The following is a 21,428-nucleotide window of genomic DNA, read 5'->3' on the forward strand; positions in this document are numbered from 1 at the left end:
GCGGGCCCGGGCTTCCGTGCACGGGGCACCGCCCCGGCCCGTGGGGCCGCGACGGCAGCCGGCTCAGCTCTCGAGGATCATCGCCAGCTCCTCGGCCGCGATCGGCCCGTGATCCGGGGTGCTGACCGCGGCCACGGCACGGTCCATCCGCTCCCGCCAGATGCGTGCGCCCAGCGCGTCGAACACCTCACGTGCGGCGAGCAGCCGGGGGGCCGCGTCGGCGGTGCCGTGGACGGCGAGCGCGAAGCCGACATCGGCCTCGATCCGCGCCTGCAGGAAGCGGTCGCCGACCTCCTCCGCCACCTCCAGGGCCTCCCGCAGCATGGTCTGCGCGGCCTCCGACCTGCCTTGGCGCCACCGGGCCTCGCCGATGCCCCGCAGGGCGTGCGCCTCGCCGAGCCGGTCGCCGTCCTCACGGGTGAGGTCGAGCACCTTGTAGCAGGCCTCCTGGGCCCCGGCGGGATCGCCCTGCCGCAGCAGGGCCTCCGCGAGCCGGTAGGTGTTCTGGGTCTCGCCCCGCACGGATCCGGCCTCCCGGCTCTTGGCGATCGCCTCCGTGCACAGCGCTATCCCCGCGGACACGTTTCCGCGCTCCAGTTCGAGTTGGGCCAGCAGCCCCAGGACATGGGACTCGCCCGCCGTGTCGCCGGCCCGGCGGAACCCCTCCAGGGACTCCTGGGCGCCGAGCGCGGCCTCGTCCAGATCGCCGGAGAAGCGGGCGCACAGCGCCAGGTTGCGCAGGGTCACGGCCCTTCCGTGCACCTCGCCGCACGCGTCGAAGAGCGCCAGCGACCGCAGCAGCCAGGGCTTCGCCTCCTCGTACTGGCGCTGGTAGATCGCCAGCGTCCCGAGTGAGCGCAGCATCGTCGCCTCACCGAGCCGGTCGCCCGTCCGCTCGGCGGCGGCCAGCGCGTTCTCGGCGCAGGAGCGCCAGTCCTCCAGGTAGTTGTGCGCCTCGAAGAGAGTGGTGCTGTTGACGGTCAGACCCCAGGCGTACGCCGAGCGGTCCGTTCCGGACGCCTGACCGATGACGTCGGCGAGCGCCGTCCGCTCCGACTCGAACCACCCCATCGGATCATCCAGCAGTTCGTCCATCAGCTCCATCGGCAGCGCGAGCCGCCGCACCGGGCCGTACACCACCGAGTGGCTACCGCCGTAGGCCCGTTGCCGCGCCGAGTCGGCGAGCGTCAGCCAGCCGCTGTACGCCCGCTCCAGCGCCGCTCCCCGTTCGTCGTCGCTCTCCTCGGCCTGGGCGCGCTCCCAGGCGAACAGCCGGAGCAGGTCCTGGAACCGGTACCGGATCACGGGACCAGAGGTGGACGCCACCTCGAGGAGCTGGGCGTCCACGAACTGCTCGATGAGGTTCTCCGCCTCCACCGGATCCGTGTCGAGGAGGGCCGCACCGACCCAGGCGGCGAAGTCGGGCACGGTCAGCATCCCGAGCCGCCGGTACAACTGCCGCGCTGCGGGCGGCAGGTCGCGGTAGCTCAGCCGGAAGCCGGCGCGCACGCCGCCCTCACCGGGGCTCAGCTCGTCCAGTCGCCGTCTCTGGTCCTCGAGCCGGGCGACCAGGGTCCGTACCGACCAGTGCGGCTTGGCGGCCAGCCGGGCGCCGGCGATCCGCAGGGCCAGCGGCAGCCGGTCGCAGAGCTCGCCCAGTCTCGCGGTGGCGGCGGGGCTGACGCCGATCCGGTTTCCCCCGGCGATTCCGGCGAGCAGCGCGGTGGCCTCCTCCGCGGCCATCGCGTTGAGCCCGATCTGCAGCACGGCGTAGTCGCCGAGCAGGTCGTCCATCAGGTCGCGGCCGGTGATCAGTACGCAGCAGCGGCCGTTGCCGGGCAGCAGCGGCCGGATCTGCTGGAGCGAGCGGGCGTTGTCGAGGACGATCAGCACCCGCTTGCCGCCCAGCACACTGCGGTAGAGCGCGGCACGCTCGCCGGGGTCGGCGGGGATCTGCGGCGCGGGCACGCCGAGGGCCCGCAGGAACCGGTCGAGGGTAGTGGCGGGTGAGACCGGGTCGTCCTTCTCGTCGTACCCGCGCAGGTCGGTGAAGAGCTGTCCGTCGGGGAAGCGGGCGGCGATCTGGTTGGCCCAGTGGACGGCGAGCGCGGTCTTCCCGACGCCGCCGATGCCGCTGATGGCCGCCATGGTCAGGGGCGACTGGCCGAGCCGCTCGTCCAGCATGCGGTCCAGCGAGCTCAGTTCCCTGACCCGGCCGGTGAACGAGGCCGACTCGACGGGAAGCTGGGCCGGCACGTTGGTGGCCGGGACGGGAGCCGGGTCGGCCGGGGGCTGCGTGAGCTCGGGCGAGTCCCGCAGGACGAGGTCGTGCAACCCCTGAAGCACCGGTCCGGGCTCGATGCCCAGCTCCTCCACCAGGAATCGCCGGCCCTCCCGGAAGGCGGACAGCGCTTCGGCCCGCCGACCCGAGCGGTACTGGGCCAGGATCAGATGGGCCCTGGCCTGCTCACGCATCGGATGCTCCGACACCAGTGCCGAGAGCTCCGGGATCAGGGCGTGGTGGTGCCCCAGTTGCAGGCGCAGTCCGGCGTGCTCCTCGTGCACGTCCAGCCGCAGTCCCTCCAGCCTGGTGGCCTCCTGCTCGACCCGGATGCCGGTGACCCCGTCCAGGGCCCGGCCGCGCCACAGCGAGAGCGCCTCCGCGAAGACGTCACAGGCCTCGGCGGTCTGCCCGCCCCGGGCCACCTCGCGGGCACGGCCCACCCGCTCCTCGAAGTCCACCACGTCGACGCGGTGTTCCAGCGCGCTGAGGGCGTAGCCCGGATGCGCGGTCACGATCAGGTCGCTGACTCCGGCCGCCGTCTTGAAGACCTTGCGCAACGCGGCCACACAGATGGCGATCTGGTTGCGCGCGGTGGTCGGGGCGCCGTTCGGCCACACCGTGTCGATGAGACTGTCCACCGACACGACGCGGCCCGGCGCCAGCAGAAGCATCGTCAGGACGGTCCGCTGCCTCGGCCCGCCGAGGGCGAGCGAAGTGCCGTCGAACCGAACTTCCAACGGCCCCAGAAGTCGGAATGCGATCTGCTGCATCTGTAGAACCCCCCTGGTTCACCATGCACCCCCCGGTACGCGTTTCATTGTGATCAGATACCCGCCGCAGATCCACCTCCCGGGTCGCCGGATAGCGATGGTATTTGGCCATCGTGGGGTGTGGGCCGCCCCCAGGGTTTCGGCGCGGGGCACGAGCTGCGGTATAGAGCGGACGGAGCCCTGGCATATGTCCTGCGCCGAGTCTGGGGAAGCCGCCGGAAATTGCCGGTGGCCTCTTCGCCTCACGGAGGTCTGTGATGAGCCGTCGTACCGCATCCGTTCTCGTCGCCGCGGCAGCGGCCCTGACCGGCGTCGTCGCCCTCACCAGTCCGGCCGCCGCCGCGCCCGCGGACAAGCCGGCGGTGCTGAGCGGCTGGACCCAGACGAGCGCCGCCAGTTACAACTCCTGGGTATCGGCACGTCAGAGTCAGGGCACCTGGTCGGCGTACGGCTTCGACTGGTCGACCGACTACTGCTCCACATCGCCCGACAACCCCTTGGGCTTCGCCTTCCAGACCTCCTGCGCGCGGCACGACTTCGGCTACCGCAACTACAAGGCCGCAGGCTCCTTCTCCGCCAACAAGGCCCGGCTGGACAGCGCCTTTTACTCCGACCTCAAGCGTGTCTGCGCTGCCTATTCCGGTGTCAAGCGCACCACGTGCGACGCCACGGCGTGGACGTACTACCAGGCGGTCGACAAATTGGGTAACTCCCCTGCCGTCACGGCTGGTTCGGCTGCCATCCCCAGTGCCGGGGCCGCCGCTCGGTGACGGCATCGGTGATTCACAGGGCGCTCCCGGCCGACTCTCGGCGGGGAGCGCCCTTTCGGGATGACCGGCACTCCGGGAAATGGCTGGAAATGCAACCATGGGGTCTGTCGTAGTTCTCCCGGCAGGCCCGTCCATATATCAAGTGCGGCGGCGAAATCAAACCAAAATTCGGAGAACACAGCGGTTCGGCAGGGTGACCCACACAGCCAGATCAGGACCATCGCTGAACGGGGAACCATGGAATTTCACTTGCTAGGCCCGGTCGAGGCCAGACGTGAGGACCTGCGGATCGCCATCTCGGGTGCGAAGATGCACACGCTGCTGGCAGCGCTCCTGCTGGCCAGGGGCCGGGTGGTGCCGGACACCCGCCTCAGCGCGCTGCTGTGGGGTGCGAACCCGCCCGCCACCATGAACGCCCAGATCTATACGTACGTCTCCCGGCTGCGCAAGCTCCTGGAACCCGAGGTCTCCCTGGAGCGCCGGGCGCCCGGGTACGCGATCGTCACGGCCGGCAGCCGCCTCGACGTGGTGGAGTACGAGCGGCTCGACCGGCTCGGCCGGCAGGCCCTCCAGGAGCACCGCTACGACGAGGCCGGCACCCTGTTGCGCAATGCCCTGGAACTCTGGCGTGGGCCCGCGCTCGCGAATGTCACCGAATTCCTCGCGGAGGAAGAAATTCCGCAATGGTCCGAGGGATACGCCGCCACTCTGGAGAATCGGCTGGAGGCCGATCTCGCCCTCGGCAGGCACCAGCAGATCACCGCCGAACTCACCCGCCTGGTCGCCGAGTTCCCGCTGCGCGAGCGCATGCGGGCACAGCTGATGACGGCCCTGTACCGCTGCGGCCGGCAGACCGAGGCGTTCCACGTCTTCCACGAGGGCCGGAAGGTGCTGGCCGAGGAGCTCGGCGTGGACCCGGGAAGCGACCTCACGGACACGCATCAGGCAGCCCTCTGCGGGACCCTGGGCTGGGAGCCCATGGCCCGTGCCGACACGGGACCGGTGACACCCCCGGCCGTCGCGGCCCCCGTCGGGCTCACCGTCGTCCGCTCAGGCCACGAGGACGGGCCGCCCGCCATGCTGCCGCCTGACATCGCCCCGTTCGCGGGCCGGGAGCGGGAACTGGCCGTCCTGCGGGCGCTGATCGTGCCCGGACCGGATGCGACGGACACCCCCCGCTCGCGACGCTGCCTGATCACCGGGATGGCCGGAGTCGGCAAGACCGCCCTCGCGGTGCGCGCCGCCCACGCATGCCAGGAACACTTCCCGGACGGCCAGTTGTACGCCGAGCTCGTCGGCCGTGACGGAAGACCCAAGGACCCGCGTCAGGTACTGGTCCGGCTGCTGCGGGCGCTCGGCCACGAGGTGCCGGGCCGGGTCGCCCACGATCTCGACGAGCTCGTCCGGATCTACCGCACCCGCACCGCCGGCCGCCGGCTGCTGGTCCTCCTCGACGGCGCGGTGGACAACGAGCAGCTCGCCCCGCTGCTGCCCGCCAGTCCGCTCTCCGCCACCCTGGTCACCGGCAACGCCCACCTCGCCTTCTCCACGGGTCCGGTCACCCTCGCGGTCGGGCCGATGAACGACGGCTCGGCCCTGGAACTGCTCTCGGCGGTCGCCGGCACCGGACGGGTGGCCGCCGACCCGCAGGCCGCCGCCCAACTGGTGCGGCACTGCGCCGGGTTGCCGCTCGCCCTGCGGATCGCGGGCGCCAAGCTCGCCTCCCGGCCGCACTGGTCGCTGGCCCGGCTGGCCCGGCGGCTCGCGGACCCCGGGGCCCGGCTGAGCGAGCTGAGCTTCGGGGATCTCGACGTCGACCGCACCCTGCGGGACTGGCTGCGACGGATGGACGACGGAAACCGGGCGCTCCTGCCTAGGTTGTCCGTACTGGGGGAGCGGCCGTTCTCCGCGGCCGCGGCCGCCATCGTCCTCGGCCTGCCGGACCAGCGCGCCGAGGACCTTCTGGAGCGGCTCGCCGACAGCTCCCTGATCGAACCGGGGCGCCGCCCGGGAGAGACCGGCGCGGGCGGTTCCGGCGCGCTGCAGTACCGCTTCCACCGGCTCGTCCTGCTCTACGCCCAGGCGTCCGCCGTGCAACGGCCCGTGCGCGCCGCGCTGGCGCACGCGAGCTGAGGATTCCGGCGGGCCTTTGGGAAGAGGTCCGCCGGCGGCCGGCTCCCGCTGCCGCCGGCGCGGCTCCCGCCCGCGGTCAGCGCGGGCTGCCGCCGCCCGGCGTCGCGATCGCTCCCCGGCAGATCTCCAGCACCGTCGTGGCGATGGTGCCTCCGGACCGGCCGAGACGGTCCGCGTACCGTCTGATGATCTCGTTCTCGCGGCCGAGCTCGGTGCGTCGGCCGCCCGCGGCGATACGGGCGCGCTGGACGGCCGCCGAGAGCTCGCGCCGCCGTTCGAGCAGGTGCAGTATCTCGGCGTCGAGGCCGTCGATGCCGTCGCGCAGCTCCGCGATGACGGCGTCGGTGTCCGTGGGCTTCGCGAGCGTGGATGCGTTCTGCATGAGGTGCTCCTTCGAGGGTCGGGGCGGGGGAAATCAGGACGAGGGGCCGGGGCGGGTCGCAGGGGCGGGGGCGTGCCGGGGGATCAGCCGTTGACCGCGTCGGGCACCGGCTCGCCCGCCAGCGCCAGGAGTACGGACGCGGCGACCGAGGTGCCCGCCTTCTCCTGCGCCTCCCGCGTGCCCGCGCCGAGGTGCGGGGTGGCCACCACGTTCTCCAGCCGGAACAGCGGGGAGTCGGTGCAGGGTTCGGTGGCGAACACATCGAGGCCCGCGCCGGCGACCCGCCCCTCCTTGAGGGCCGCGTACAGCTCGTTCTCGTCCACGATGCCGCCGCGGGCCGCGTTCACGAGGCGCACGCCCGGCTTCATCGAGGCGAAGGCGTCGAAGCCGATCAGGCCGAGCGTCTGCGGGGTCTTCGGCAGGTGCACGGTGATGAAGTCGGCCGTCGACAGCAGCTCCTCCAGCGGGACGAGCCGGGCCCCGGCGGCCGCGGCGGTCCCGGCGTCCACATACGGGTCGTAGGCGACGACGTCCATGTCGAAGGCGGCCAGCCGCCGTGCGACCAGTGCGCCGATGCGGCCGAGACCGACGACACCCAGCACCTTCCCGGAGAGTTCGACCCCGGTGAAGCGGGAGCGCTGCCACTGGCCGGCCCGGAGCGAGGCGTCGGCCGCCGGCACGTGTCTGGCGACGGCGAGCAGCAGCGCGATCGCGTGCTCGGCGGCGCTCACGATGTTGGACGTGGGCGCGTTGACGACCAGGACGCCCGCGGCGGTGGCCGCGGCCACGTCCACGTTGTCCAGGCCGATGCCGGCCCGTGCGATCACCTTCAGGCCGCGGCCGGCCGCGATGGCCTGCGCGTCCATGGTGGTGGCCGAGCGGACGACCACGGCATCGGCTTCGGCGAGCGCGGCCAGCAGCGCGCGCCGGTCGGTTCCGTCGACGCGCCGTACGTCGACGTCCGGACCGAGGGCTTCCACGGTCGCGGGGGACAGCTCCTCCGCCAGCAGCACGACGGGACGGTCGACGGGGCCTGCCGGTGGCGCGGTGGACGGGCCGGAGCCGGTGAACAGGGCGGGTGCGGTGGTCATGGACAGCCTTCTCTCAAGAGGTGTGGACCGGGGAACGGCCCGCGGGTGCTATTGGCGGACGCCGGCCATGTCCAGGGCGCGGGCGCGCAGCGCCAGCCTGGCCGGGAGGACGCTGGAGACCAGCGCGAGGGCGAGCGCCGCGAGCGCGCTGACACCGATGGCCGGCCACGGCAGGCTCAGCGAGAGCGCGGAACCGGCGTCCAGGACGCGGCGGTTGATCAGCATCAGGCTCGCGGCCTGGGTTCCGGTGGTGACGACCACGGCGAGCACCGTGGCGGTGGCGGCGGTGAGGACGGCCTCCGCTCCGACCATGGACAGGACCTGTCGGTCGTTGCCGCCGGTCAGCCGGAGCGTGGCGAAGTCCCGCAGCCGGTCGCCCGTGGACATCATCATCGTGTTGATGATGGCGATGAGCGCGTAGAGCAGGGCCGGCCCCAGGATGGCGATCATGGTGATCCAGTCGCTGCGGGCCCGCGGATCGTCGTCGCCGCTGCCCCACCGCGCGGTGGGAGTGACCTTCGCGCCGTCGGCGGCGTCCAGTGTCGGGGCGGCGCCGGACGAGGTGGAGACGAACGCCGCGGTGGGCTGCTTGTCGCCGGTCAGGTGCGAGGCGACCGGGGCGTACGGGAGCAGTACCTCGGAGAGGCTGAGCGGCGTCCTGACCAGGGCGACCAGCTTCAGGGTGAGGGGGGTGCCGTCGGCCAGGGAGGCGTCGAGCCGGTCGCCGACCCGCCAGTTGTTGGACTCGGCGAGGTCGCTGGAGACGGCGACGGCCGGGCCCTTCAGGGCGTCGAGCGAGCCCTCCTCGGTCTTCAGCTTCCAGGTCCCCGCCGCGTCACCGTCGATGGCCGTGGCGGCGGTCGTCCCGCCGGTCATGCCGCCGCCCAGGTCCGAGACGAGGGTCGGGTGGATGGTGGTGGTCCGGCCACCGGGCAGCTCCCGCAGGTGACGCACCGCCGCGGTGGAGAGCCTGGAGCCACCGTCCGGCTCGACCACGTACTGCGCGCTGAGCGCCGCACGTGACTGCTGGGCCCTGGCCTCGCCGAAGGCGAGCGTGGAGCCCACCACCGTTCCGGTCAGGCCGATGACCAGGAAGACCGGGGTCGCGGTGGAGACCGTCCGGCGCACCGCGGCCAGCGCGTTCTGCCGGGCCAGCATCCCGACCGCGCCCGCCGCCGGCAGCACCGGCAGGGTCAGCAGCCGGACCAGGGGCGGGACGACCACCGGGGCGAACAGCGCGAGCGCCATGATCGCCATGACGTCGATCAGCAGCGACCAGACCGGCAGGTTCTGCGGGTCACGCAGCTGCGGGTCCTGCCGCATGCCCGGGGGCATGGCGAGGAACAGGGCCACCACCGTGCCGAAGAGCGCGAGATAGGCGACGGCCCACACCCAGCGGCCGAGCGTCATCACCTTGCCGTCCACGGCCGCGGCGTTCAGCGCCTCGACGGGGCGTACCCGCCCGGCCCGGCGGGCCGCCGCGTACGCGCCGAGCACCGCCACGCCCACCTCGACGGCCGAGGCGATCAGCAGCGGCCCCGCCGAGAACTCCACGGTGAAGCCCTCGGGGGCGGCGCCGCGGTCCACCAGCCACCGCGCGAAGAGCGGCGCGAGCGCCGGACCGAGCAGCGAACCGGCGACCGCGGCGATCAGCGAGACGACCACCGACTCACCGAGCACCAGCAGCCTGATCTGGCGGGGGGTGGCGCCGACGGCCCGCAGCAGGGCCGTCTCGCGGCGCCGGCCCGCGACGGCGAAGGCGAACGTCGACGCCACGACGAAGAGCGACACGAAACCGGACATCCCGGCCATGAACGTGAGGAGCTTCTTCAGGGACGGCGCCGTGGGGTCGTTGTTCTCCAGCCCCGCCGACGTCGTGACGAGCAGGCCCGTGGCGGCGATGAGCGCCACGCCCAGGGTGAGGGCGACGAACGAGCCCGCGAAGCCGAGCCACCGTTTGCGCAGGGTGGCCACGGCGACGGGGATCAGGAGGGAGGACTTCCCCATCACTCGCCACCGCCCACACGCGCGGGCTCCGTGCCCGCTTCCAGGGCGGCCATGTGCTCGGCGACACCCTGCACGGTCGGCTGCCTCATCTCGTCGGTGATGCGCCCGTCGACGAGGAACACCACCCGGTCCGCGTACGAGGCGGCGACCGGGTCGTGCGTCACCATGATCGTGGTCTGTCCCTGGTCGTCCACCAGGGACCGAAGCAGTTCGAGCACGGTCCGGCTGCTGCTGCTGTCCAGGGCGCCGGTGGGTTCGTCGGCGAAGAGGACCTTGGGCCTGGTGATCAGCGCGCGGGCGATGGCCACCCGTTGCTGCTGGCCGCCGGACAGCTGGGAGGGCAGCCGCTTGGCGCGGTCACCGAGTCCCACCTGGGCGAGGGCGGCCCGGACCTCGGAGGAGTCGGGCCGGCGGCCCGCCAGCCGCAGGGGGAGCCCCACGTTCTGCTCGGCGCTCAGCGCGCCGAGGAGGTTGAACGCCTGGAAGATGAAGCCGATCCGGTCCCGGCGCAGTTCGGTGAGGGCCTTCTCGCCCAGCGTTCCGAGATCGACGTCGTCCACGACCACCCGGCCCGAGTCGGGCCGGTCGAGGCCGGCCGCGCACTGCAGCAGTGTGCTCTTGCCCGACCCGGACGGGCCCATGATCGCGGTGAAGGTGGTGCGTTCGAAGACCACGGAGATCTCGTCGAGGGCGCGCACCGCCGCGGAGGTCGCGGCCGCGTAGCACCTGCTGACCTGTTCGAGCCGGACTGCCTGATTGTCTGCCATGTGTCAACGCCTATCAAGTGATGTCGTGCTGGTCCGATGAACTCGCCGTGCTCATTGAGCCAGGTCAGTAGCCGCCCCACTGCGCCAGCAGATCCTGTTCGGTCTCCTGCGGGAGCGGCTCCAGCTTGCCCACTGGAGTGTCCGGGCAGTCCGCGACGGCTTCGAGAAGTCGGACCATTTGATCCAACAGCCCTTGTGCCTCGGTCAGTTGGTAGAGGTGGGGCAAATATCCCAGATGCAGCCCGAGAGTGGAGGTGTCGAGTCCGGGGACCGCCTGCATGCGCAGCGGATAGTGCGTGGCGTCCTCACTGTCACCCCCGAGGAGGCGCAGACCGTCCGTGTGTGCGAGCAGAGTGTCGGCGTCGAGTGGCGTGTTCTTGACCACCGTTGTGGTGTCGAAGAGCGGACCGGCGCCCGCCAGCCGCTGCACGTCGCCGAGACCGAGGTGGTGATGGGGGATGAGTGCCGCCTGCTCCTCCTGAATCCGGGTCAGCAGCGCGGCGATCGACTCCGACGCGTCCACCCGTACGCGCACCGGGAGGGTGTTGATGAAGTTGCCGATCATCCGCTCGATGCCGGGAACCTCGGCAGGCCGCCCGGAGACGGTGGAGCCGAAGACGACGTCGTCGCGCCCCGTGAGACGGCCCAGCACCACGCCCCAGGCACCCTGGACCGCGGAGTTCAGGGTGAGACCGTGGCCGCGGAGGCTGTCCCGGAGGCGGCCGGTGAGTTCCTCGGACAGCTCGGTGCGCACCGACTCCTGGGCGACCGGGTTGCCCTGTGCGGGAGCACCGGCCGGCCCCACCAGGGTGGGAGTGGCGGGCCCTGCCAGCGCGGCCGACCATGCCGACCGCGCCGCGGCGCGGTCCTGGCCGTCCAGCCACGCCAGGTAGGCGCGCAGCGGCGGCGGCTGCGGCAGCCGGGTGGCGGCGCCCCGCTCCCCGTACAGGGTGAAGAGCTCCTCGACCAGCACCGGAACCGACCAGCCGTCCCACAGGATGTGGTGTGCCGTCAGGACCAGTCGGTGGCGGCCGCCCGGCAGGGTGAGGAGCAGCAGGCGCAGCAGCGGCGGTACCGCCGGATCGAAGGCACGGAGCCGCTGTTCGCCGGCGAGCCGGGCGGCCGTGGCCGCGCTGTCCCCGTCGGTGGAGAGGTCCGCGTGGAGCCAGGGGAGCGGCGCCTTCGCGTGCACCACCTGGACCGGGCGGCCCGTTTCCTCGTGACGGAACGAGGTGCGCAGCGCGGGGTGCCGGGCCAGCAGCCGTTCGGCGGCGGACCGCAGCGCGTCCCGGTCCAGCGGGCCTTCGAGGTCGATGCCGAGCTGCGTGGTGTAGACGTCCGCCTCGTCCCCGGAGAGCAGGGCGTGGAAGAGGAAGCCCTCCTGGAGCGGGGTCAGCGGCAGCACGTCGAGGAGGTCCGGGTCCGAACGCATCAGCACCTCCGTCTCCTCCTCCAGCCCCGGGAACGGCCCGCGCAGGAAGGCGTCGCCGTCCTCCGGCCCGGCCGTCCCGTCCGCGGCTGCCCCGTCCCCCGCCTCGTCGGCGACCGACGCGAGCGCCGCGACCGTGCGGTGGGTGAACACCTCCCGCACGGAGAGGACGAGCCCGGCGTCCCGGGCCCGGGAGACCAGCTGGATCGCCATGATGCTGTCGCCGCCGAGGTCGAAGAACGAGTCGTCGGCCCCGGCCCGGTCCACCAGGAGGACCTCGGCGAACAGCCGGCACAGCACCTCCTCGCGAGCCGTGGTGGGTGCGCGCCCCGCCTCCGAACCACTGAGGTCGGGAGCGGGCAGCGCCTTGCGGTCCACCTTTCCGTTGGCGGTGAGCGGCAGCGCGTCGAGAGCGACGAAGGCGGAGGGCACCATGTAGTCCGGCAGCGAGGCGCCGAGGAAGGCGCGCAGCCCGGCGGTGTCGGCCGCCTCGCACTCGACGTACGCCACCAGCCGCTTCGCACCGGGCCGGTCCTCGCGCACCAGCACCACCGCCCGGCCGACCCGCGGATGGGCCGCCAGAGCGGACTCGATCTCGCCGGGCTCGATCCTGAAGCCGCGGATCTTCACCTGGTGGTCCGCCCTGCCCAGGTAGTCGAGGTCGCCGTCGGGCCGCCGTGAGGCGAGGTCGCCGGTGCGGTACATCCGCGATCCCGGCTCCCCGAACGGATCGGCGACGAACCGGTCGGCCGTCAGGTCGGGGCGGCCGAGATAGCCGCGGGCCAGTCCGGCACCGGCGAGGTAGAGCTCGCCCGCCGTGCCCACGGGCACCGGCTGGAGGTGGCTGTCCAGCACGTACAGCCGGGTGTTGGCGATCGGACGGCCGATCGGCGCGAGGACCGGGCCGGCCAGCGGCTCGCTCATGCTGGCGCACACCGTGGATTCGGTCGGACCGTAGGCGTTGATCATCCGCCGGTCGCGGGACCAGCGGTCCACCAGGTCCGGAGCGGTGGCCTCGCCCGCCACGACCAGCGTCGAGCCTGGCGGCAGGCTGTCCTCGGGCATCACGGGCAGCGCCGAGGGCGGCAGCGTCACATGGGTGATCCGGTGCTCGGCGATCAGGGCGGCCAGCGACGGGCCCGGCAGCAGCCGGTCCGCGTCGGCCAGGACCGCGCAGGCTCCGGTGAGCAGGGCCATGCACAGCTCCCAGACCGCCGCGTCGAAACTGGGCGAGGCGAACTGCAGCACCCGGCTCGTGGGAGTGACGGCCAGCGTTCGGCGCTGCCCGGCGACCATGGAGGCGATGCCGGAGTGGGTGACGACCACGCCCTTGGGGCGGCCGGTGGACCCCGAGGTGTAGATGACGTAGGCGGCCCGGGAGGCGTCGATCACGTGGGCGGGCTCCGAGGCGGCGTGACCGCTGGTGTCCGTACGGTCGATGAGCAGCCGCGGCGCGCCGGTGTCCGGCAGTGATCCCGCCGCCACCGCGCTGCTGGTGATGACCAGCGCCGGGGCGGAGTTCTCCAGCATGTACGCCAGTCGGTCGGCCGGGTAGCCCGGGTCCAGCGGCACGAACGCGGCGCCCGCCTTCAGGACGGCCAGTTGCGCCACCACCAGGTCCACCGAGCGTTCCAGCGCGATGGCGACGAGCCGCTCGGGGCCGGCGCCGCGCTCGGCCAGCAGCCGGGCCAGCCGGTTGGCGCGGGCGTCGAGTTCGGCGTACGTGAGCGTTGTGGCGCCGTGCGCCAGGGCCGCGGCGTCCGGCGTACGGGCCACCTGGGCCGCGAACAGGGCGGGCAGCGTGGAACTGGTGAGGGCGTCCGGCACCTCGCTGTCGTTCCAGCCGGTGAGCAGTTCGTCGCGGTGCGCGGGGGACAGGAGGTCGATCCGGCCGACGAGGGTGCGGGGCCGGTCGGCGACGGTGGTCAGGACACGCAGCAGCATGTCGGCGACCGCGCGCGCCCCGGACCGGTCCATCAGGTCCGGCTGGTGGTCGAGGCGGAAGCTCAGCCCGTCGTCGCCCGGGCGGGCGACCATGCCCAACGTGTAGTGGACGGCGTCGTGGCCCCGCACCCCGTCCAGTGTCAGACCGGTGCCCGCGGAGGCCGCGGCGAGCGCGGCCACATCGAGGGGATAGTTCTCGAACACCATCGCCGTGTCGAACAGTGCCCCGACGCCGCCGATCTGCTGGATCTCGGAGAGGCCCAGGTGCTGGTGGCCGAGGAGCGCGGACTGCTCCTGCTGCATCCGTGCGAGCAGCGACTCCAGCGGCTCGTCCGGATGCAGACGCAGCCGGACCGGCAGGGTGTTGATGAACAGGCCCACCATCCCCGCCACGCCCTCCAGCTCCGGCGGGCGTCCGGACACCGTCGCCCCGAAGACCACGTCGTCACGGCCGGTGAGGCGGGCCAGGGTCAGCGCCCAGGCGCCCTGGAGCACGGTGTTCATGGTCAGCCCGGCGGCCTTGGCGCGGCCGGCCAGGGCGCGGGCGTCCTCGGCGGGCAGGGTGAACTCCAGCCGCTCGGGCACCCGCGGCGTCCGGTCCGGCTCCGCCCGGCGGACGAGCGTGGGCTCCTCGAACCCGGCGAGCGCCTCGCGCCAGGCGGCACGTGCCGCCTGCTGGTCCGTGGCCGCCAGATGCGCCAGGAAGTCCCGGTAGGGGCGGACGCGCGGCAGCGCGGACGGGTCGGCGCCGGCCGCGTACAGGGTCAGCAGCTCGCGGATGAGGACCGGCATCGACCAGCCGTCGAGCAGCAGGTGGTGGTTGGTGAGCACCAGCCGGTGGCCGGCGGACCCGAGCCGGATCAGGGTGAGGCGCAGCAACGGCGCGCGGTCCGGCCGGAAGCCGGCTGCCCGCTCCCCGGCCGCGGCGTCCTCGGCGGCCCGGGACCGCTCCTCGGGCGGGAGCCCGGTCAGATCCACTTCGGCCCAGGGCAGCCGGAGCTCGGCGGGGACCAGCTGGACCGGGCGGCCCAGTCCCTCGTGGTGGAACTCGGCGCCCAGGGTGGGGTGCCTGTCCAGGAGCGCGCGGGCGGCGTCGCGCAGCAGCGCGGCGTCCAGCTCTCCGCCCAGGTCGAGTTCGAGCTGCGCCGTGTACACGTCGCTGTCACCCGCCTGGAGGCTGTGGAAGAGCAGGCCCTCCTGGAGCGGGGAGAGCGGCAGCAGCTCCGACAGGCCCGGCCTGCGCGTTTCGAGCAGCTCGATCTCACTCTGGGAGAGCCCGGTCGCGGCGACGTCGGAGGGGGAGCGCCCGCCGGCACCCGGCCGGACACCGGCCAGGGCGAGGGCCCGCAGGGCGTCGAACCACGCGGCGGCGAACCCCGCGACCTCCTCCTCGTCGAGTACTCCGGAGGCCCAGGTCCAGCTCGCCACGAGTTCGGGTCCTTCGGGCCCGTCCTGGGTCAGCGCGTTGAGCTCCAGGGCGTGGGCGAGCGGCATGTCGTCGCCGCCGCCCGGAATGCCGTCCTCGACGCGCGGGACGACGGCCCAGTCGGCCTCGGCGCCCGCGGTGGCGAAGCGACCGAGGTAGTTGAAGCCGATCCGCGGCTCGGCGAGCGGGGCGAGCTGTGCGGCGGTCCCGGGGTTCAGGTGGCGCAGCAGCCCGTAGCCGATTCCCTTGTCGGGTACGGCGCGCAACTGCTCCTTGACCGCCTTGAGCGCCGCGCCGGGAGCGACTGCCCGGCCCACGTCGAGCAGGACGGGATGCAGGCTCGTGAACCAGCCGACCGTACGGCTCAGATCGGTGCCGGGGGCGGCCGACTCCTGGCGGCCGTGGCCCTCCAGGTCGACCAGGACCTGCTCGCCGCCCCGCCACTGCCGGTACGCGAGGGCGAAGGCGGTCAGCAGGACGTCGTTGACCTCGGCGTGGAAGGCGGCGGGGACCGTGGTGAGCAGTGCTTGCGTCACCTCGGCCGGCAGCCGCAGCGTCAGCTGCCCGGCGGTCCCCAGCACATCGCGCACCGGGTCCGGGGGACGGACGTCCGGCGGCTGACCGGCGCCGGACAGCAGCGCGGTCCAGTACGGGAGTTCGGCCTCCCGCTCGGGAGACAGCGCCGCCTCGGCGAGCCGCGTGGACCAGGTGCGCAGTGAGGTGCCGGCCGGCTGGAGGCGCGGTGCGACGCCCTGTACGGCTGCGGCGTACGCCTGAGCCAGGTCGGGGGCCAGGACGCGCCAGGAGACCCCGTCGATCACCAGGTGGTGGACGACCAGGACCAGCAGCCCGGACCGGTCGGGGCCGCGGTCGCACCAGACGGCGCGCACCATGCCGCCGCCTTCGGGGGCGCGCGGCGCGAGCGCGGCGACGGCCCGGCGGCCCTCCGCCCCCGCCAGGGCGTCCAGGGCCGTGTCGTCGAGCCCGGTCGCCGCGACCCGGCGCAGGCAGCCGTCGGCGTCGACCGAACCGGCGGGGCCGATGGACAGGCCCCCGTCGGTGAGCCGCGCGCGCAACGCGTCGTGGTGGTCGAGTACGGACCGCAGGGCGGCGCCGAGAAGCGGAAGGGTCGCTCCGGCCGGAACCCGCAGCACCATCGACTGGTTGTAGCCGTCGAGCGGTCCGCCGTGTCCGGCCGCCCAGTGCATGACGGGTGTGAGCGCGACCGTGCCCAGAGCGGCGTCCACCGGCTCCGCGGGCTGCCCGTCCAGGGCCGTGGCGGCCTCGGCGAGAGCGGCAGCGGTCTTCAGCCGGAACACGTCGCGCGGGCTGATGGCCAGACCCGCCGCGCGGGCCTGCGACACCAGCTGGATGGACATGATGCTGTCCCCGCCGAGGTCGAAGAAGGAGTCGTCGGCCCCCACCTCCCCGGCGCCGAGCACCTCGGCCATCAGGGCGCACAGCACCTGCTCGCGCGGGGTGCGCGGGGCGCGGCCGGTGCCGGACCCGGTCAGGGCGGGGGCGGGCAGCGCCCGGGTGTCGAGCTTGCCGTTGGCGGTGAGCGGCAGGGCGTCGAGCAGGACGAAGGCCGACGGAACCATGTGGCTGGGCAGGGCCTCGCCCAGGGCGGCGCGCAACGGTTCGGCGCCGCTCCCGGACCCGGCGGCCGTCACGACGTACGCGACGAGCCGCTTGTCGCCCGGCCGGTCCTCACGCACGATGACGGCCCCACCGGACACCTCGGGCAGATCGAGCAGCACGCTCTCGATCTCGCCGAGTTCGATGCGGAAGCCTCGGATCTTCACCTGGTGGTCCGCCCGGCCCAGGTACTCCAGACCGCCGTTGGGCAGCCGGACCGCCAGGTCGCCGGTGCGGTACATGCGCGATCCCGGCCCCCCGTACGGGTCCGCGACGAAGCGGTCGGCGGACAGGTCCGGCCGGCCGAGGTAGCCGCGCGCCAGGCCCGCGCCGGAGACGTACATCTCGCCGCGCTCACCCACCGGCACGGGCTGGAGTGCCGTGTCGAGCACATGGATCCGCAGATCGGGGATGGCCCGCCCGATGAGGCTGCGGGTCTGTCCGCCGACCGCGTCCGCGTCGAGCGCGAGATGGCTGACGTGCACGGTCGTCTCGGTGATGCCGTACATGTTGACCAGCACGGCCTCCGGATGGTTCCGGTACCAGGGCTCGAGCCGGCCCGGATCAAGCGCCTCGCCGCCGAAGACCACCCGGCGCAGGGCGAGCGGGGCGTCCGTCGCGGCTTCCCTGCTCTCGGCGTCCGCCCGCATCAACTGGTAGAAGGCCGACGGCGTCTGGTTGAGGACGGTGACGCCCTCGGCCGCGAGCAGGGTGAGGAACTCCGCGGGGGAGCGGCTGACGGAGTGCGGGACCACGACGAGACGGCCGCCGTGCAGCAGGGGCCCCCACAGCTCCCAGACCGAGAAGTCGAACGCGTACGAGTGGAACAGCGTCCACACGTCGTCGGGTCCGAAGCCGAACCAGTGCTCGGTGGCGGTGAACAGCCGCACCACGTTGGAGTGCGGGACGACGACGCCCTTGGGGCGGCCGGTGGAGCCGGACGTGTAGATGACGTACGCCGGGGTGCCGGAGGTCAGCGGCCCGGTGCGGTCGGCGTCGGTGAGCGCGCCCGGGTCGGACGCCGCGAGCGCGGCGACGGTCTCCGGAGCGTCCATGACCAGCCGCTCGACGGTGGTGTCGGGCAGGCCCGCGCTGTCCGCCGCGGTCGTGACCAGCAGGGCGGGCGCGGCGTCGGAGAGCATGTAGGCGAGCCGGTCGGCCGGGTAGTGCGGGTCCAGCGGCACATAGCCGGCACCGGACTTGACGACCGCGAGCAGGGCGGTGACGAGATCGGCGGAGCGGTCCACGGCCACGGCGACATACCCCTCCGGCCCTGCCCCGCGGGCGGTGAGCAGCCGGGCCAGCCGGTTGGCACGGGATTCGAGCTCCGCGTACGTGAGGGAGACGTCGCCGTCGGTGAGCGCGACCCGCTCGGGGTGGCGGGCGGCCTGCTCCTCGAAGAGGGCGGCGAGGGTGTCCGTCTCGGCCGGCACGGCGACCTCGGCATCGGGCGCGTTGAAGTCCACGAGGAGTCTGCGGCGCTCGTCCTCGCCGATCAACTCCACCTGCGCGAGCGGCAGCGCGGGGTCGTCGAGCGCCGAACCGATGAAGTGCAGGAAGCGGTCCTGGTGGGCAGCGACGGCGTCGACGTCACAGACGGCCGGGGCGGCGTCGAAGTCGATCCGCAGGCCCATGTCACCGAGGTCGTAGATGCCGATGGACAGATCGTCCACAGGCCCGTTGCTGAGGTTGTGCTGGACCGTGGGATGGCCGCCGAAGCCGAGGCCCGGCGCGAACGCCATGATGTTGATCATCGGTGCCGCTATCCGCCGCGCGGGCCCGCCCGCGCCCAGGTCGCGGCAGAGGTCCTCGTAGCGCGGCAGCTGGTGCGCCAGGCCGTGGCGGACCTCCCGGACGACCGAGCGGACCAGCTCGGCGAGCGGCTGGCCGGGGCGTACGCCCACCCGCAGCGGCACCACGTTCGACGACATGCTCGGGGTGCGGCGGGTGAGCTCGGTGGTCCGGCCGGTCACCGGGAGGCCGAGCACCAGCTCGTCCTTGCCCGAGACGCGGTGCACGTAGGCGGCGACGAGCGCGATGAGCAGCAGCGACCAGCGGGTACGCGCGCCCCGCGCGACGGTCCGCACCCGGTCCGCCTCGGCGGCGGGGAGGAAGACGCTGCGGCGCACGAACGGGGTGGCGTGGTCCTCGGAGCCGACCGGGCCGGACGGGCGGCGCTCGGCGAGCCGAGGGGTCTCGTCCGGCAGCGCCGCCAGGTGCTCGGCCCAGTGGGCGCTGTCGTCGGCGGCCTCCCGCGAGGCGCGGTAGGCGGCGTCCTCGGCCAGCACCTCTTCGAGCGTCCCAAAGGGGGTGGGCCCCCACGGTTCACCGGCCAGCGCCTGCGCGTACAGCTCGGCGAAACGGGCGTCCAGCTGGGCGGCACCCATCCCGTCGATCACGATGTGGTGGTAGCGCTGGTAGAAGAAGAACCGCTCGGGGGCGACCTTGATCAGGGCGAGGGTGCAGAGCGCACCCGCCGCCAGGTCGACGGGCGTGGCCAGCTCGGCATCCATCCACGCACGGGCGGCGCCCTCCGGGTCGTCCCGCTCCGTCATGTCGAACCACCGGAGCCGTCGATCGCCCGGCTCGGTGTCGACGGTCTGCCACAGTCCCGTGTCGTCGCGCTCGATGGCGCGGATGCGCAGCACATCCGCCTCCCGGGCCAGCTGGTACCAGGACGCCGCCAGCAGCTCCGGGTCGAGCGGCCCCAGGATCTCCTTGTACTCGGCGACGTTGTACCGGCGGCCGGTCGGGTCCAGATCGTGCGCGAACCAGATCCCGCTCTGGGCGGCTGACAGCGGCAGCCGCACCGCGTCGGGCTTGCGCTCAGACATGGGACCGCCCCGCCATCGACTCGCGCAGGCTCAGCGGACGCAGATCCGTCCACCGGCTGTTGATGAACTCCACGCACGCGGCGCGCCCGCTCTCCGCCAGCGCCACCGTCCAGCCCTCGGGCACCACGGCGAACGCCGGCCAGAGGGAGTACTGCTCCTCGCCGTTGACCAGCACGAGGAAGCTGCCGTCCTGGTCGTCGAAGGGATTGTTCGCCATGGTGAGAACTCCTAGGGCAGTAGTCAGCGAGCGGCCGGAACCGGGAAGTCGAGCTGTTCGGCGACCAGCGCCATGAGCTCCTTGGCGGCGGTCTCCAGGTAGAAGTGGCCGCCGGGCAGCACCCGTACCTCGCAGCCGGCCGTGGTGTACCGCGCCCAGCCCTCGGCCTGGGTGCGGGTGCAGGAGGTGTCGAACGACCCCGCGACGGCGGTGACGGGACAGGTCAGCGGCGCGCCCGGCCGGTAGGTGTAGGTGTCGATCAGATGGAAGTCGCCGCGCAGCACGGGCAGCGCGATCTCCCGCAGTTCCTCGTGCGCGAGCAGGGCCGCCCCCGCGCCGCCGAGCCCGGCGACGTACCGCAGGACCCCCTCGTCGCCCCGGAACTCCGGCGCGAGCGGCGCACAGGCGTGCGGCGGCTTCCGGGCGGAGGCGATCAGGCGCACCAGCGCCGGCCGCAGCTCGCGGGGCAGCGCGCGCGCCACCTCGAAGGCGACCGTGGCCCCCATGCTGTGCCCGAAGAACGCCACCGGCCGGTCCACCAGCGGCTCGATCGCCGCGGTGACGGACCGCACCAGGGCGTCCATGTCGGGGGCGGGGTCCGTCATGATGCGGTCCTGGCGCCCCGGGTACTGGACGGCCGTGACCTCCACCGACGGCGGGAGCAGTCCCGCCCAGCCCCGGTAGCTGCTGGCGGCACCGCCGGCGTGCGGGAAGCAGATCAGCCGTACGGCCGCCGACGGCCGGGGGGTGAACGTACGGAACCAGGCGCTCACCTCGGCCCCCCGGCGGGCGCGTGGGGCTCGGCCATCGCGACCGCGATCCGGCGCGGCCCGGTGAAGGGCTCGCGGCCGTGGGCGGCCAGCATGTTGTCGACCACGAGCACGTCGTCGCGGCGCCAGTCGAAGCGGGTGGACGCGGCGCGGTAGCAGGAGCGCAGGTGGTCCATCACCTCGGCAGGAATGGATCCGCCGTCACCGTAGTAGGTGTTGCTCGGCAGGTCCTCCTCGGAGAACAGCTCCAGCAGCCCCTCCCGCACCTCGGGGGCGAGCGTCGAGTGGTGGAACAGGGCGATGTGGTTGAACCACACCTGCTCCCCGGTGTCGGGGTGGAGGTGCACCGCCCTGCGGACCCCGCGGGTGCGCAGGCCGCCGTCGGCCGTCCACTCGAACTCCAGGTCCTTGGCGCGGCAGTTCGCCTCGACCTCGGCGCGGTCCTCGGTGTTGAAGACCTGCCGCCAGTCGACTCCGAAGCCGTCGTGGAAGTTGCGGACGACCATCCAGCCCCGGCGCTCGAACTCCGCGCGGACGGCCGGGTCGATCAGCCGGTGGATCTCACGGATGTCGGCCAGCGGGGTCGCGCCGAGCGTCTCGGGCTCCTGGACGCAGTGGAAGTAGAGCAGCCGGGGCCATGAGGACTGGTAGGAGTTCTCCGTGTGGAGGAAGATCTCCTCGTCCTGCGGATAGTCCGTGGACGTGTAGACGTTCCCCTTGATCGTGGACCGCGGCGACGAGCGCTCGGTGTACTTCAGGGGCTCCCCGGACAGCGCGCGCACGACCGCGGCGAAGCCGTCGACCCCGCCGATGTCGAAGCCCCGCAGCAGGACCGCGCCATGCCGGTGGAGCCGCTCCCGGATGTGGCCGGCCTCCTTGCCGATCAGTTCGATGATGCCGGGGCTGCCGGCCTCGCGCTCCAGTACGAACGCGAGCGTGTCTGCGGTCATCGGCCACTTCCTTCTC

Annotated in this window: 9 protein-coding genes and 2 pseudogenes; 2 read left to right on the forward strand and 9 right to left on the reverse strand. The window is 73.1% G+C overall.

Annotated features, from left to right (window positions below; translation table 11 throughout):
- Positions 1-63: 63 nt before the first annotated feature.
- A complete protein-coding gene (locus tag ACFYPA_RS10925) occupies positions 64-3,054 on the reverse strand; it encodes a BTAD domain-containing putative transcriptional regulator (protein ID WP_359354318.1) in 2,991 nt (996 codons plus the stop codon).
- A 257-nt stretch (positions 3,055-3,311) separates the two neighbouring features.
- On the opposite strand from ACFYPA_RS10925, the gene ACFYPA_RS10930 reads away from it, so the two are divergent.
- The gene (locus ACFYPA_RS10930) at positions 3,312-3,824 is read left to right on the forward strand and encodes a phospholipase (protein ID WP_359085896.1); all 513 of its coding nucleotides are present in this window, start codon (positions 3,312-3,314) and stop codon (positions 3,822-3,824) included.
- A gap of 237 nt (positions 3,825-4,061) precedes the next feature.
- The gene (locus ACFYPA_RS10935) at positions 4,062-5,957 is read left to right on the forward strand and encodes a BTAD domain-containing putative transcriptional regulator (protein WP_389131164.1); all 1,896 of its coding nucleotides are present in this window, start codon (positions 4,062-4,064) and stop codon (positions 5,955-5,957) included.
- 76 nt (positions 5,958-6,033) lie between these two features.
- Here ACFYPA_RS10935 and ACFYPA_RS10940 read toward each other — a convergent pair.
- From ACFYPA_RS10940 to ACFYPA_RS10975, 8 genes and pseudogenes are all read right to left on the reverse strand, one after another.
- Positions 6,034-6,348: pseudogene (locus ACFYPA_RS10940) on the reverse strand (chorismate mutase); the annotation flags it as partial.
- Between the two features lie 80 nt (positions 6,349-6,428).
- Positions 6,429-7,430 (reverse strand): annotated as a pseudogene (locus ACFYPA_RS10945) (hydroxyacid dehydrogenase); the annotation flags it as partial.
- Positions 7,431-7,478: 48 nt separating this feature from the next.
- Positions 7,479-9,437 (reverse strand): FtsX-like permease family protein, encoded by a 1,959-nt coding sequence (locus ACFYPA_RS10950; protein ID WP_389131167.1) that lies wholly within the window; start codon positions 9,435-9,437, stop codon positions 7,479-7,481.
- Positions 9,437-10,204, reverse strand: coding sequence for an ABC transporter ATP-binding protein (locus tag ACFYPA_RS10955; RefSeq protein ID WP_359085899.1), 768 nt, complete (start codon positions 10,202-10,204; stop codon positions 9,437-9,439). The genes ACFYPA_RS10950 and ACFYPA_RS10955 overlap by 1 nt, the downstream gene beginning before the upstream one ends.
- A 64-nt stretch (positions 10,205-10,268) precedes the next feature.
- A complete protein-coding gene (locus ACFYPA_RS10960) occupies positions 10,269-19,475 on the reverse strand; it encodes an amino acid adenylation domain-containing protein (protein WP_389131170.1) in 9,207 nt (3,068 codons plus the stop codon).
- Complete coding sequence (locus ACFYPA_RS10965) at positions 19,468-19,692, reverse strand: MbtH family protein (protein WP_359085901.1); 225 nt, start codon at positions 19,690-19,692, stop codon at positions 19,468-19,470. The genes ACFYPA_RS10960 and ACFYPA_RS10965 overlap by 8 nt, the downstream gene beginning before the upstream one ends.
- Before the next feature lie 23 nt (positions 19,693-19,715).
- Positions 19,716-20,465, reverse strand: a complete 750-nt coding sequence (locus tag ACFYPA_RS10970; RefSeq protein WP_389131173.1) for a thioesterase II family protein — start codon at positions 20,463-20,465, stop codon at positions 19,716-19,718.
- Positions 20,462-21,412 carry a TauD/TfdA family dioxygenase gene (locus ACFYPA_RS10975; RefSeq protein ID WP_359319131.1) on the reverse strand — a complete coding sequence of 317 codons (951 nt, stop codon included), beginning with the start codon at positions 21,410-21,412 and terminating at the stop codon, positions 20,462-20,464. The genes ACFYPA_RS10970 and ACFYPA_RS10975 overlap by 4 nt, the downstream gene beginning before the upstream one ends.
- Positions 21,413-21,428: the final 16 nt, after the last annotated feature.

This window comes from Streptomyces sp. NPDC005775, from assembly GCF_042871565.1.
In the GTDB taxonomy this organism is placed as follows: Bacteria; Actinomycetota; Actinomycetes; order Streptomycetales; family Streptomycetaceae; genus Streptomyces.

What these genes read in the sequence shown, in the direction of transcription:
- ACFYPA_RS10955 (WP_359085899.1), bottom strand. Translation starts at nt 10,204, where the DNA reads ATGGCAGACAATCAGGCAGTCCGGCTCGAACAGGTCAGCAGGTGCTAC.
- ACFYPA_RS10925 (WP_359354318.1), bottom strand. Translation starts at nt 3,054, where the DNA reads ATGCAGCAGATCGCATTCCGACTTCTGGGGCCGTTGGAAGTTCGGTTC.
- ACFYPA_RS10975 (WP_359319131.1), bottom strand. Translation starts at nt 21,412, where the DNA reads ATGACCGCAGACACGCTCGCGTTCGTACTGGAGCGCGAGGCCGGCAGC.
- ACFYPA_RS10930 (WP_359085896.1), top strand. Translation starts at nt 3,312, where the DNA reads ATGAGCCGTCGTACCGCATCCGTTCTCGTCGCCGCGGCAGCGGCCCTG.
- ACFYPA_RS10935 (WP_389131164.1), top strand. Translation starts at nt 4,062, where the DNA reads ATGGAATTTCACTTGCTAGGCCCGGTCGAGGCCAGACGTGAGGACCTG.
- ACFYPA_RS10950 (WP_389131167.1), bottom strand. Translation starts at nt 9,437, where the DNA reads ATGGGGAAGTCCTCCCTCCTGATCCCCGTCGCCGTGGCCACCCTGCGC.
- ACFYPA_RS10965 (WP_359085901.1), bottom strand. Translation starts at nt 19,692, where the DNA reads ATGGCGAACAATCCCTTCGACGACCAGGACGGCAGCTTCCTCGTGCTG.
- ACFYPA_RS10960 (WP_389131170.1), bottom strand. Translation starts at nt 19,475, where the DNA reads ATGTCTGAGCGCAAGCCCGACGCGGTGCGGCTGCCGCTGTCAGCCGCC.